We start from the raw sequence: 12,821 nt of genomic DNA, 5'->3' as shown, positions 1-12,821 counted from the left end.
AGGCGCTCGCCGCCGCCGAGGCCGCCGCGACGCGCGCGACGGCGCTCTCGTTCGCCGCGCTGCCTCCGCTCTTCGGCGCGCGCGCCGGCGACGCCGCGGCCGCCGTGGACACGGCCGACCGCACGGCGCCTCCGGGGTGGGGAGATCTCGTCGCCGCGCTGCCCGAAGGACGGCTGCAGTGCTCGCTCGAGGGGGTGGGGGCGGGCGGCGCCCTCGCGCCGTTCGAGGACGCGCTGGCGCTGCGGCTGCGGTTCGTCGCGACGTGGAAGGAGGGGGCCGATGTCCGCGCGGTCGAGCTGGTGGCGTTTCACTTCTGAGGCCGCGCCGCGCGGGGCGCGGGGCGGGGGCACGGCGGAGATGGTCGTCGGGGCGGCCGTCTCGCTGGCCGCGCTCCTCGCGGGGCTCGCCCTTCTGTCGGGGCTCGCGCGGCTCGGCGCGGGGACGGCGGAGGCGGCGGAGCGGGACGTCGGCGCGCGCTGGGCTCTCGGGCGGATGGCGCGCGAGGCGTCGCGCGCGGGGATCGGCGTTTGCCCCGGCGGCGAGGCCGACTGCCCGGACGAGGCCGTGGAACTGCTCGAAACGGGCGTTGTGGCGATCCGCGGGGATCTGGACCGCGACGATCCGGAGAGCGCGGCCGCGCCGGAATCGCTGCTCGCGGGGCGTTTCCCGCGCGTGGACACGGCGAACGACGAGGTCGTCGTCTACGCCGTGCGGCCGCCCGGTCCCGCCGCGTCGGTCTCGTTCATGGCCGACATGGACGGCACGGCGCGCGCCGCGCTCCCCGACGGGACGCCGGTCGCGAAGCGGGACGGCGTCGTCGAGGAGATCGACGCGGGGCCGGCCGCGCTCGACGGCCGCGCGTCGCGCGGGACGCTCTACCGGATCTCCTTCGTGGACGACGCGCGTCTCTTCGGGACGTCGCGGTTCCGCGTCGCCGAGCCGCTGCTCGACGGCGTCGAGGCGTTCCGCGTCGAGGCGTTCGACGCGGAGGGGCGCGCGGTGGGGCCGTGCGGCGGCGCCGACGACGCCGCGTCGCGCGCCTGCCGCGCCGCCGTGCGCCGCCTTCGCCTGTCGCTCGCCGTGTCCGCGGACCACGCCGCGGCGCGGACGCTGAGCGCCGAGGTCGCGCTGCCGCGCGCGGGAGAACGCTGATGCCCGCGGCGGCGTTCTGCGGCGCGGGCGCTTGCCCGCTCGACCCGGCGGGCCGCCGCGGAAGACGTCTCGGCGGCGCGGCGCCGGGCGCGCGGCGCCGCGTTCGTCGGGCGGTCGCCGGCGCGGGCTCGCCGCCGCCTTCCGGGGCGGAGCGCGGGGCGGTGCTCGTCGCGGTCCTCGTCATCGCGTTGATGGCCGGGGCGGTCGCCGCCGGCGCGGTCGCCGCGGCGCGCGGCGAGCTGGTCGGCGGCGCGCGGCGCGCCGCGTTGGCGCAGGCGCGGCTCTTGGCGCGCGCCGTCGTCGAGGCGGCGGCGCAGTGGTTCGAGGCGCCGGAGCGGGGCGCGATCGTCCCTCCGCCGGGCCGCGCGGAGGTGGACCGCGACGGCCGTTGGGTCCGGGTCGGCGCGGTCCGCCGCTCGTGGCGCGGCGCGCCTTCGCCGCTCGACTGCCGCTACAAGGAACGGGCCGGCGCGGCTCTCTTCCGCCCGCCGGACGGCGACGATCCGGCGGACCGCTTCCTCGGCGATCCGCTCCATCCGGACGTGCTCATGACGCCGGACGGGCCCGGCCGCGCGACCCTCGACGCGCTGGCCGCCGCCTTGGCGCCGCGGACGCCGTTCCGCGTCGTGCGGCTCGCCTTCTTCGAGCCGCAGGGGGGCGGAGCGGGCGCGCTCGCGGCGCTCGAGGCCGAGGTCGAGGTCGCGGGGCCGGGCGGACGCGTGGCGCGGGCGGCGGCCCGCGCGGACGTCGTCGCCGTCCCGTGGGGGCGGACGGACCGGCCGCTGCTCGTCGAGGGGGCGGCGCGCTTCGTCGGCGAGGCCGGCTGGCGGTTCGGCGAGGCGGTCTTCGGCGGCGATCTCGAGGCGGCGCCGGCGACGGCCGCGGCGTGGGCGGGCTGCGTGCCGTGGCTCGCCGCCGACCGGCCGGTGCGCGAGGACAACGACGGCGACGGCGCCGCCGACGACGCGGACGCGGACGGCGCGCCCGACTGGGCGGCGTGGCGCGACGCGCCGGGGACGCTGCAGGACCCTTGGTGGCGGGGACGGGTCGGCGGGCTGTTCAACGGCTCGGCGGCCGGCGCCTGCCTGCCCGTGCGGCCGTTCCCGCCGCGGGCGGCGCCCCCCGCGGCGCCGACGACGCGGGCCGATCACTCGGGGCTCGTCGCGGCGTGTCCCGAGGCGTCGCCGCCCGCCGCCCTGCCCGGCGAGTTGCTCGATGTCGCCGCCTCCGGACGGCGCGGCGCGCGGACGCTGGTCGAGGATCCGGAACGGGCGGGGGCGTTTCGGCTGGACGGCGGCGGGGCCTCGCGGCCGCTCGAGGAGTGGCTGCCGCGGGCCGGCGGCGTCTGCGCCGTCCTGCCCTGCGCCGGGCGCGCGACGCCGCTTCCCGTGCGCCTTTCCGGCGCCGGCGCGCTGTTGATCGAGGGGGACGTCGCGCTCGCGGCCGGGGGCGCGGCGGCGGAACCGCTGGCGCCGCCGCCCAACCTGCGGGACACGAGGGGAGCGGACCGCGCGCCGACCCTGGCCGACGACGTCTTCGTCGCCTCTCCCGACGGCGGCTGCGACGCGTGGCGGATCGGCGGCTGGGGCCCTCCGGCGCCGGGCGTCGTTCCCGCCGCGCCGGCCGCGTGCGGCGCGGCCGACGTCCACTGGCGCGGGCTGGTCGCCGTCGCGGGGCGGGTCGCCCTCGCCGGGCCGGCGACGATCGTCGGCCAGTTGCGCGCCCGGACGCTGGAGATCGACGGCGGCGCCGGCCCGGCCGTCGTCTGGGCGGCCCCGGCCCCGCCCGGCGGACGGGACGGCCCCCCGGGCGCGCCGCGGGTGGTGCTGCGGGGGTTGCGCTCCGTGCCGTGAGCGAGCCTGAGTCCGCCCGCGCGGCGGGCCGAAAGCGGCGCACCGCGGCCGGCGCGGCGCGACGGAGCGCCGCGGAGGGACGAGCCCCTTCGGTCGTCGCCCCGAAGACCGCCGCGCGACGGGCATGGACTGGACTCGCGCGGCGAGGGCGCCGCATAGTTGAGGTGGGCAGGAAACGAGGTGCCGCGATGAAGCCATGGATCGCCGTCGTCGTGTTGGCCGGAACTCTCGTCGCCGCCGTTCCGCCGGCTCTCGCCGCGGGGCAGGAGAGCGCGTCCCCGTCTCGCCGCGACGCCCTTCGTCCCAAGCCGCCGGCCAAGCCGGAAGCGGCGAAGCCGGACGCGGCGAAGCCGGAGGCGGCGAAGCCGCAGCCGCCGGCCGACGCGCCCGCGCCGCCCGCCGTCCCGCCGGCGGACGCCGCGTCGAAGGCGCGGGGCGCCTCCTCCGCGCTCTCGCCGCGCGCGCCCTACGTTCCGCAGGTGAAGAAGACCCGTTCCGGCAAGAGCGTCGTCGTCATCACCAACGACGACCTCGAGAAGGTCTACGGTCCGCCCCCCGAGGAAGAGGGGGCGGAAGCCGCGGGCGCTCCGGCCGGCGCCGCGCAGGAGCCGGAGGCCGACAAGCCGCTGCGGGCGCAAGGGAGCTACGACCCCGCCACCGCCGCCGCGCGCCTCAAGGCGATCCAGGGCGAGACCGCCCGCCTCGACCAGCTGGAGAAGTGGGTGAGGAACCCGTACCTCCGCCGCCCGCCGATGTCGGACCAGGAGAAGGCGGCGGACCGCAACCTCTCGCCGACGCAGCTGATCAAGAAGACCCAGGACGAGCGGGCGAAGCTGCAGGAAGAGGCGAAGAAGCTCAAGGAAGACAGCGAGCCGGCGGAACCGGCGCGCTGACCCCGAGGCCGGAGCGCGGCCGCGCGCGGACGACGGTCCGCGGGACGCGGCGATCGTTCCGGCGTCGGAGCGTCCTTTCGCGCGGCGCCGGCTGTGCCCGGCGCCGCGGTCTGTGGTATAGCTCCCGCGTGCCCACCACAAAAAAGAAAACCGCCCGAACCGACTTTCTTGCGCTCCTGGTCGCGGGGCCCGACGCGGCCGCCGCCGAGTCCGCCGCGGAGCGCTTCTCCTCCCTCGTCGACGGCCCGATCGTCGCCGCCTCGACGGAGAAGGCCGCCGCCCTGGTGCGCGTCCCCGGCGCGACCGGCGCCGTGCTGCTCGTTCCGCCGTCGCCGTTCGACCGCGCGCAACTCCGCGCGGCGCTCGACGCGTTCCGCGCCGCCGATCCCGGCCTGCCGGTCGTGCTGCTCGCCGATCGCCTCGACGCCGCCGAGGCCGTCGGCGCGCTGCGCGCCGGGGCGGCCGAAGCCGTCTTCCGCGAGACCGCGCCGGACGAGGCCCGCGCCCGGCTGGCCGCGCTGATCGGCCGCCGCGCGGCGCGCGCCTCGGGGCAGCTCTTCCCCGAAGACTCCGGCGCTCCGCGGATCCTCGGCGCCTCGCCCGAGATGCGCGAGGTCGCGCGCTTCGTCGAGCGGGTCGCCGGCTCGGACGCCACCGTGCTGATTCTCGGCGAGTCGGGGACCGGCAAGGAGCTGATCGCGCAGGCGCTCCACGCCCTCTCGCCGCGCAGCCGCGGCCCGTTCATCGCGATCAACTGCGCCGCGATCCCCGAGACGCTGCTCGAGAACGAACTGTTCGGCCACGAGAAGGGGAGCTACACCGGCGCCTCCTCGACGCAGATCGGCAAAGTGGAGGCGGCGGAGCGGGGCACGCTGTTCCTCGACGAGATCGGCGAGATGCCGCTCCCGCTGCAGGCGAAGATCCTGCGGCTGCTGCAGGAGAAGACCTACGACCGGATCGGCGGCACGCGGACGCGCAAGGCCGACGTGCGGATCGTCGCCGCGACGAACCGCGGGCTCAAGGAAGAAGTCGCTGCGCGCCGCTTCCGCGAGGACCTCTACTACCGCCTCTCGGTGCTGCCGATCGCGCTCCCCGCGCTGCGCGAGCGCCCGGGCGACATCGCGATCATCGCCGACGCGATCCTCGAGAAGCTGGCCGCCTCGATGGGGCGCGCCGGGCTCCGCTTCTCCGACGACGCGAGGCGGCGGCTCGTCGAGTACCGCTGGCCGGGGAACGTGCGCGAGCTCGAGAACGAGATCGAGCGCGCCGTGGTCCTCGCCGGGCGGGACGTCATCGAGCCGTCCGACTTCGAGCTCCGCTCGCGGGTCGAGGATCCCGACCGCGCGGCGCTGGCGCGGATCGCGCCGCTCGACGGCCCCTTGGCCGCGACGCTGAAGGCGGCGACGGACAGCGCCTCCCGCATCCGCGCGGCCCTCGCCCTCGAGGAGACGCGAGGCGACCACGCCCGCGCGGCGGACATGCTCGGCGTGTCCGAGGACGATCTGGCGCGGATGGTCGGGGACTGACCGGCGGCGGGGCCCGGACGCCCGCGAACGACGGCGGTCGGCGTCCGACGGCGCCGCGGCCCGCGGGCTTGCGCTTTTTCCCGGAGCGGATGAAACTAGCCGCGCACAGGTGAATCGCGGGTTTCACCCGCTCGACTTCACCATCGACGACAAGAAAAGGGATTGCGGCGCCGAGCGCGAAAGTTGCCCGCGCGCCGCCGGAACTTTACCGGTCGTCCGGGTCCCGGCCCCTACGAACGACCCGGTTCGTGCACTGCCTCCGCGGGCGCAGCGGGACATTTTGGTCCCCGGCCCGGCGTCGGGCGTCTCGACTGCCCGATGCGTTGAGGGAAAGTCATGGCTAAGAAGAAGGTCATCATCGCCGGCGCCGCCGGGCGCGATTTCCACAACTTCAACGTCGCGCTCCGGGACTGCGAAAACACCGAAGTCGTCGCCTTCACCGCGACCCAGATCCCCGACATCGACGGCCGCATGTACCCCACCGAGCTGGCCGGCAAGAACTACCCGAAGGGCATTCCCATCTACGACGAGAGCGAGCTCCCGAAGCTGATCAAGGAGCACGACGTCGACGAAGTCATCTTCGCCTACTCCGACCGCTCCCACGACCAGGTGATGCACCTCGGCAGCATCGTGCTCGCGGCCGGCGCCGACTACCGCCTGATGGGCCCCAAGAAGACCGAAGTGAAGTCCACGAAGCCGGTCGTGGCCGTCTGCGCCGTGCGCACCGGCTGCGGCAAGAGCCAGACCACCCGCAAGGTCGCCAAGATCCTGCGCGACGCGGGCCTGAAGGTCGTGGCCGTCCGTCACCCGATGCCGTACGGCGACCTGGCCAAGCAGCGCTGCCAGCGGTTCGCGAAGCTCGAGGACATGGACTTCCACAAGTGCACGATCGAAGAGCGCGAAGAGTACGAGCCGCACGTCACGACCGGCACCGTGATCTACGCCGGCGTCGACTACACGGACATCCTCCGCGCCGCCGAGAAGGAAGCGGACGTCGTGCTGTGGGACGGCGGCAACAACGACCTGCCGTTCTACCACGCCGACCTGCACATCGTCGTCGCCGACCCGCTCCGTCCGGGCCACGAGATGATGTACCACCCCGGCGAGGCCAACTGCCGCATGGCCGACGTCTTCGTCGTCAACAAGATCGACTCCGCGACGCCGGAAGCGATCGCCCAGGTCAAGGCGAACCTCGTCGCGATGAACCCGACCGCCAAGATCATCATGGCCGAGTCCCCGGTGACCCTCGAAGACAAGTCGGCCGTGGCCGGCAAGCGCGTCCTCGTGATCGAGGACGGCCCGACCCTCACGCACGGCGGCATGAAGATCGGCGCCGGCGTCGTCGCCGCCCAGCGGAACGGCGCGAAGGAAATCGTCGACCCGAAGCCGTACGCCGTGAAGTCGATCAAGGCGACCTACGAGAAGTACCCCGACACCGGCAAGGTCCTGCCCGCCATGGGCTACAGCGACCAGCAGGTGGCCGACCTGCAGGAGACGATCAACGCCGCCGCGCCGCACGTCGACGCGTTCATCATCGGCACCCCGATCGACCTGCGCCGCCTCTGCACGTTCCCCAAGCCGGCCGTCCGCGTGACCTACGACCTCGAAGAGAAGGGCCAGCCCGACCTCGCCGAGGTGCTCAAGCCGATCATCGCGAAGGCTCGCCGGTGACGTTGTGGCCAGCCAGGACAAGCGTGACCTGCCGATCGCTCTGATTGCGTTCGGGGGCAACGCGCTCACGCCGCGCGGTTCCGACGGCAACCAGGCTGACCAGATGAGGGAGGCGGCGGCCTTCGCCAAGGTCGTCGCCGACCTCTCGCGGGACCACAGGCTGCTTCTGGTCCACGGCAACGGTCCGCAGGTGGGACACCTGCTGATCCAAGTCGAGGCCGGACGCAACCAGGTTCCGGCCTGGTCCTTGGACACCTGCGGCGCCGGCTCGCAGGGGATCATCGGCTACTTCCTCGAGACGGCGATCCGCTCCGAGTTCGCCGCGCAGGGGTTGCCCAACCTCGTCTCCGTGCTGCTGACGGTGACCGAGGTGGACGCCGACGATCCCGCTTTCAACAAGCCGACGAAGCCGATCGGGCCGTACTACCCGCCGCACATCGCGAAGGGGTTCCAGGAACGCGACGGGTGGAAGATGGTTCTTCAAGACCAAGGTTGGCGGCGCGTCGTCGCCTCGCCCGAGCCGCGGAAGGTCCACGGCGTCGAGGCGATGCGCTGCCTGCTGGACACCGGGCACGTCGTCGTCGCCGCCGGCGGCGGCGGCATTCCCGTGACGCGCACTCCCGACGGCGGGCTCGCGGGCGTCGAGGCGGTCATCGACAAGGACCGCTCCTCGGCGCTGCTCGCGCGCGAGGTCGGGGCGAGCGTCTTCGTCATCCTGACGAACGTGGACCGGGTGGAGAAGGACTACGGCACCGACCGCGCCGCGCCGATCGACCGGATGACGCCGCGCGAGGCCCGTCAGTTGATGGCCGAAGGGCAGTTCCCCCCCGGCAGCATGGGCCCCAAGGTCGAAGCGGCCTTGGACGTCGTCGAAAAGTCCGGCCACAGCGCGCTGATCTGCTCCGTGCGCGTGCTGGCCGACGCCCTCCGCGGACACGGCGGCACTTGGGTCGTCCCCGAGTGACCGCCCCCGCGGGTCGAGGAAGCGACATGAAGCACTTCGTGGCTGAATGGAACCACAGCGCCGAGGAACTCGCGGCGCTGATCGACCTCGGCCTCAAGGCCAAGGCGAATCCCGAGCAGTACAAGGACGCGCTGCGCAACCGCACCGCGTTCCTCTACTTCGAAAAGCAGTCGCTGCGCACGCGCGTGACCTGCGAAGTCGGCATGAACCAGCTCGGCGGCAGCGCCCTGACGCAGACCCCGGAGATGGGGAAGATCGGCGTGCGCGAGTCGGTCCACGACGTGGCCAAGAACCTCGAGAACTGGGTGGACGTGATCGCGATGCGCACGTTCAGCCAGACCCTCGTCGAGGAGATGGCGCGCTGGTCGAGCAAGCCGGTGGTCAACCTCCTCACCGACGAGCTCCACCCCTGCCAGATGACCGCCGACTTCATCACCCTCAAGGAGAAGTTCGGCCGCCTGCAGGGCCTGAAGCTGGCCTTCGTCGGCGACGGCAACAACGTGGCCCACTCGCTGATGCTCGGCGGCGCCCTGATGGGGATGCACGTCGTCGTCTGCGGGCCGCGCGGCTTCGAGCCGAACGCCCGGATCACGGACAAGGCGCGCGAACTCGCCTCCAAGAACGGCGCGACGATCGAGTACACCCAGTGCCTCGAGACGGCCGTGACGGGCGCCGACGCGGTCTACACCGACGTCTGGGCCTCGATGGGCCAGGAGAAGGAAGCCGAGCAGAAGAACAAGATCTTCCGTCCCTACCAGGTCAACGAGAAGGTCTTCGGGCTCGCCAAGCCGACGGCGGTCTTCATGCACTGCCTGCCGGCCCACCGCGGCGAGGAAGTCACGGACGAAGTCTGCGACCATCCGCGCTCGGTGATCTTCCAGGAGGCGGGGAACCGCCTCACCGCGATCAAGGCCGTCTACCTCAAGCTGATCCTCGGCCTCTGATCCGCGCGCTCGATCAAGCGAACCAACGCCAAGGGCCGCCCTTCGGGGCGGCCCTTCGCTTGTCCGCCGGCGGACGTTCCCGGACCAACACGCTCGGCTCCACCTCCCGCGCGGCGCCGCTCGGACCGCGGCGGCCGGTATCACCCGGCGGCGCGTGCGAGTAAGCGGCGGATGGCACTAGACTTAAACGGTGCGTTGGGCTCGGCTTGCGGGCGCGTTTCGCCGCGCGCGGCCGTCCCGCGGCGGAGGCGCGTTCTCGCGCGCCCTCCGCCTGCGCCGTCGGCGGGACGCCCTGCATCCCGCGGGAGAACGAACATGAAGTGCATGCTCTGCGGAACCGAAAACCGAGCCGAAGCGCAGCACTGCAAAGGGTGCGGCGCTTCGTTGACGAATCCCCACAGCCGGCCGATCGGCTCCTCGCCGTCGCCGACCATCCACGAGGCGGCGCCGGCGGGAGACGCCCGCCGCACGCGCATTGCGACCCCGGAAGAGCAGGCCGCGGCCGACGTCGCGGCGCGCCAGCCGGCCGCCGCCGGCGGCGGCCGCCGCACCGTCTACGTTCCGCCCGAGGCCGGCGAGCGCGCGGAGGCCGCGGCGCGCTCCGCGGCGCCGGCCGCGCTGCCGCGCATCGTCGGGTTCCTCGTCAGCTACACCTGGGACCACTCCGGGCAGGTCTTCCCGCTGCGCGAGGGGAAGAACACCTTCGGCTCGCGTCCCGACTGCGACGGGCCGGTGACGCAGGACCGCGCGATGAGCGGCCAGCACTTCGCGGTGATGTGCCGCGCGGGGCAGGTCCGCGTGCGCGACCTCGACAGCACGAACGCGACGACCGTGGACGGCCAGGAGATCTGGGGCGACTCGAGCGCCGCCGACCACGCCAGCGTCATCAAGGCCGGCGACACCGTCTTTCAGGTGGTGCTGATCCCGCCCGCGCCGGAGGCCTGACGATGCGCCGCTTCCTCGCTTGCGCTTTCCTCGCCGCGGCCGCGCTGGCCGCCGCGGTCCCCGCGTCGGCCTCCGAGGCCCGCCGCGCGATCATCCGCGCGGTCGAGCCCCGTCCCGACGGTTCGGTGCGGCTCGTCGTCGCCTTCTTCGCCGGCGACGGCAGCCCCGCCACGCAGATCCACGCCTCGGACATTCGGTTCGAGGTGGACGACAAGCCGGTCGCCGCGCAGGCGGAGATCGCGCCGTTCGGCGGCAGCGACGAAGGTTCGGCCACGCTCCTCGCGGTGGACGCCAGCGGATCGATCGGCGCGCCGTGGGACGCCGTGAAGAAGTCGCTCGCCGCGCGCATCCGCACCGCCTTCCGCCCGAAGAAGGACGTCGCGGCGATGGGCGCGATCCGCGACGACTGGCAGCCGCAGGTGGACTTCACCGACGACGCCGAGCGGGTGGCGCGCGCCGTCGAGGGGCTCGACTCGCAGTCCACGACGACGGCCCTCTTCCAGGCCGTCTCGCAAGGGATCGACCAGATCTCCGGCCACGGCGACGAAGTCCCCGCGCGGCGGACGCTCGTCGTCGTCTCGGACGGGCTCAACAAAAAGAAGGGGCGCACCGCCGACGAGTGCATCGCCGCCGCGCGCCGCTCCCGCGTCCAGGTCAACGCGCTGATCTTCGTCCCGAAGCGGACGCCGGAAATCCTCTCGGCGATCGGCGAGCTGGAGAAGATCGCCACCGACACCGGCGGCCGCGCCAAGGTCACCTCGTCGGCGGCCGAGATCGGCCTCGCCTTCGGCGAACTGCGGCAGATGGTCCTCGCCGAGTCGGTGCTGACGATCCCCGCCGGCGCGCTGCCGACCGATGGGCGCGAACACGCGCTGCGCGTCGCCTGCGGCCAGGCCGCCGACGCCTCGCGCTACGCCGCGCCGCTGATCGCGGTCGCCGCGCCGGGCGCCGCCGGCGCGGCGGAAGAGACGAAGGGCGCGTCGCGGACGTCGTGGCTCTTCCCGATCGTCGGCCTCGTCGCGGTCGTCGCCGTCGTCTTCGTCGTCGGCGGCATCGTCATGTCCCGTTCGCGCCGCCGCGCGGCGGCCGAGGCCGAGGCCCGCGAAGAGGAACATCGCCTCGAGGCCGAGGCGCGCGAGCGCGAAGCCGAGCGGCTGCGCGCGGAGAACGAGCGTCTCGTCCGCGCCGCGACGCCGCAGCCGGCGCCCGCGGCGCCGGCCGGCCCGCGCCGCACCGAATACCGCGCGCCGACGGCCGCCGAGGAACGGGCCGCGGGGCTGCGCGTCCTCTCCGGCGCCCCCGCCGTTTACCTCGCCATCCCGCCGGGCGGCGGGCGGATCGGCGCCCGCGGCGGCGTCGAGATCCTGCTCGACGCCGACTCGGTCTCCGGGCAGCACGCGGAGATCGTGCCGATCGGCGCCGAGTACGGCATCCGCGACCTCGGCTCGACCAACGGCACGTTCGTGGACGGCGCGCGGATCGGCGCGCAGGCGGTTCCTCTCCGGCCGGGCAGCCAAGTCCGGCTCGGCCTCGTCGTGCTGCGTTGCGAATGAGGGAGCGGGACGTGGCGCGCGACAAGAAAGGCTACCCTCGGCGCATCGGCGGCAAGACGGACGTCGGCGCGACGCGCGAGGAGAACCAGGACAGCATCGACTACATCCAGACTCCCGACGGCGAGTGGACGCTGCTCGTCGTCTGCGACGGGATGGGCGGGCACGCGGACGGCAAGCTGGCGAGCTCGATGGCGGTGGACCTGATCGGTCGCCGCTTCACCGAGCTCTCCGCGGCCGGCGACGCGCGCGAGGCGCTGCGCGGCGCGATCGTGGACGCCAACGCCGCCGTCTACTCCGCTTCGCGCGAATCGGGGCAGGCGCGGGGGATGGGCACGACCTGCGCCGCCCTCGCCGTGCGCGGCGACGAGGCGTGGATCGCCCACGTCGGCGACAGCCGCGTCTACCGCATCCGACCCGGCGTGGTGGAGCGGATGACGCGCGACCATTCGGCCGTGCAGCGGATGGTGGACGCCGGGATGATCACCGAGGACGAGGCGCGCCGGCACCCGGAGAGCAACGTCCTGATCCGCTCCGTCGGCGTGCGCGAGACGGTGGAGCCGGACGTGCGCGGCCCGGAGAAGATCCTGCCGGGCGACCGCTTCCTGCTCTGCTCGGACGGCCTCTGGAACGTCGTCGAGGACGAGGTCGTCGCGGCGATGGCGTCGATGTACGAGCCGCAGGAGGCGGTGGAGAAGTTGATCGCGCTCGCCAACGACAGAGGCGGGCCGGACAACATCTCCGTGCAGATCTTCGAACGCGCGGACGGCAAGGGACTCGCGAAGGATTTCGAGCCGAAGAAGTTCCGCCGCGCGCCGAAGGCGGCGAAGGGACCGCGCGTGACGCAGCCGGTCGCCGCGGCCGTTTCCGTCTCGGGCGGCGCGGCCGCGCCGCGCGGCGGCTGGCGCCGCGTCCTCCGCTCGCGGGGGGCGATCTACTTCGCGGCGGGGCTGCTCGCGGGGATCGTCGTCGCCTTGGTCGTGTTCGGGTTCGTCGTCTCGAACTCCGGAAAGTCGGCGCCGCAGACGCAGCCCGCGCCGGCGACGCCGCAGGCGCAGCCCGCGCAGGCGACGACCGGCGACGGCTCGGGCGGGGGCGGCGCGACCGCCCCGGTGCCCGCTACGTCGGGCGAAGGCAGCGCTGCGGCGAATCCGGCCGGCACGACTCCGCCGTCCAGCAAGATGACGGAGCCAAACAACGCCAAACGGCAGAACGACGGCGCGAAGTCGCAGGGGGCGGGCGCGGCGGCAAAACCGAGCGCCGCGCCGAAGGACGCCGCGCCGAAGGGCGGCACGACGCCGAAGCGCGAAGGCAGTCATTCAA

The 12,821-nt window shown here is 74.1% G+C and carries 11 protein-coding genes; all 11 read left to right on the top strand.

The window, feature by feature from the left end:
• A partial coding sequence (locus LLG88_12420; GenBank protein ID MCE5247708.1) for a hypothetical protein occupies positions 1 to 317 on the top strand: 317 nt, incomplete at its 5' end.
• Positions 280 to 1,152 (top strand): hypothetical protein, encoded by an 873-nt coding sequence (locus LLG88_12415; protein MCE5247707.1) that lies wholly within the window; start codon positions 280 to 282, stop codon positions 1,150 to 1,152. The genes LLG88_12420 and LLG88_12415, both read left to right, overlap by 38 nt.
• 161 nt (positions 1,153 to 1,313) lie before the next feature.
• Positions 1,314 to 3,005: a hypothetical protein gene (locus LLG88_12410; protein MCE5247706.1), complete on the top strand. Its 1,692-nt coding sequence runs from the start codon at positions 1,314 to 1,316 to the stop codon at positions 3,003 to 3,005.
• Between the two features lie 188 nt (positions 3,006 to 3,193).
• A complete protein-coding gene (locus tag LLG88_12405) occupies positions 3,194 to 3,898 on the top strand; it encodes a hypothetical protein (GenBank protein MCE5247705.1) in 705 nt (234 codons plus the stop codon).
• A gap of 128 nt (positions 3,899 to 4,026) precedes the next feature.
• Positions 4,027 to 5,424 (top strand): sigma 54-interacting transcriptional regulator, encoded by a 1,398-nt coding sequence (locus LLG88_12400; GenBank protein ID MCE5247704.1) that lies wholly within the window; start codon positions 4,027 to 4,029, stop codon positions 5,422 to 5,424.
• Between the two features lie 336 nt (positions 5,425 to 5,760).
• Positions 5,761 to 7,095, top strand: coding sequence for a cyclic 2,3-diphosphoglycerate synthase (locus tag LLG88_12395; protein ID MCE5247703.1), 1,335 nt, complete (start codon positions 5,761 to 5,763; stop codon positions 7,093 to 7,095).
• A gap of 4 nt (positions 7,096 to 7,099) precedes the next feature.
• Entirely contained in the window at positions 7,100 to 8,059 is a 960-nt protein-coding gene (locus tag LLG88_12390; protein MCE5247702.1) for a carbamate kinase, read from the top strand.
• Positions 8,060 to 8,085: 26 nt separating this feature from the next.
• Positions 8,086 to 9,003: an ornithine carbamoyltransferase gene (gene argF, locus LLG88_12385; protein ID MCE5247701.1), complete on the top strand. Its 918-nt coding sequence runs from the start codon at positions 8,086 to 8,088 to the stop codon at positions 9,001 to 9,003.
• Positions 9,004 to 9,387: 384 nt separating this feature from the next.
• Positions 9,388 to 9,948 carry an FHA domain-containing protein gene (locus LLG88_12380; protein MCE5247700.1) on the top strand — a complete coding sequence of 187 codons (561 nt, stop codon included), beginning with the start codon at positions 9,388 to 9,390 and terminating at the stop codon, positions 9,946 to 9,948.
• 2 nt (positions 9,949 to 9,950) lie between these two features.
• The gene (locus LLG88_12375; GenBank protein ID MCE5247699.1) at positions 9,951 to 11,501 is read left to right on the top strand and encodes an FHA domain-containing protein; all 1,551 of its coding nucleotides are present in this window, start codon (positions 9,951 to 9,953) and stop codon (positions 11,499 to 11,501) included.
• 11 nt (positions 11,502 to 11,512) lie between these two features.
• Positions 11,513 to 12,821, top strand: a 1,309-nt coding sequence (locus tag LLG88_12370; GenBank protein ID MCE5247698.1) for a Stp1/IreP family PP2C-type Ser/Thr phosphatase, incomplete at its 3' end; no start/stop codon positions are given.

The sequence above is a fragment of the bacterium genome (genome assembly GCA_021372775.1).
Taxonomy (GTDB): domain Bacteria; phylum Acidobacteriota; class Polarisedimenticolia; order J045; family J045; genus JAJFTU01.
The sequence above is the reverse complement of the archived record's forward strand: the minus strand, read 5'-3'. Positions and strand labels throughout refer to the sequence as shown.

What these genes read in the sequence shown, in the direction of transcription:
- LLG88_12415 (MCE5247707.1), top strand. Translation starts at nt 280, where the DNA reads ATGTCCGCGCGGTCGAGCTGGTGGCGTTTCACTTCTGAGGCCGCGCCG.
- LLG88_12405 (MCE5247705.1), top strand. Translation starts at nt 3,194, where the DNA reads ATGAAGCCATGGATCGCCGTCGTCGTGTTGGCCGGAACTCTCGTCGCC.
- LLG88_12395 (MCE5247703.1), top strand. Translation starts at nt 5,761, where the DNA reads ATGGCTAAGAAGAAGGTCATCATCGCCGGCGCCGCCGGGCGCGATTTC.
- argF (MCE5247701.1), top strand. Translation starts at nt 8,086, where the DNA reads ATGAAGCACTTCGTGGCTGAATGGAACCACAGCGCCGAGGAACTCGCG.
- LLG88_12375 (MCE5247699.1), top strand. Translation starts at nt 9,951, where the DNA reads ATGCGCCGCTTCCTCGCTTGCGCTTTCCTCGCCGCGGCCGCGCTGGCC.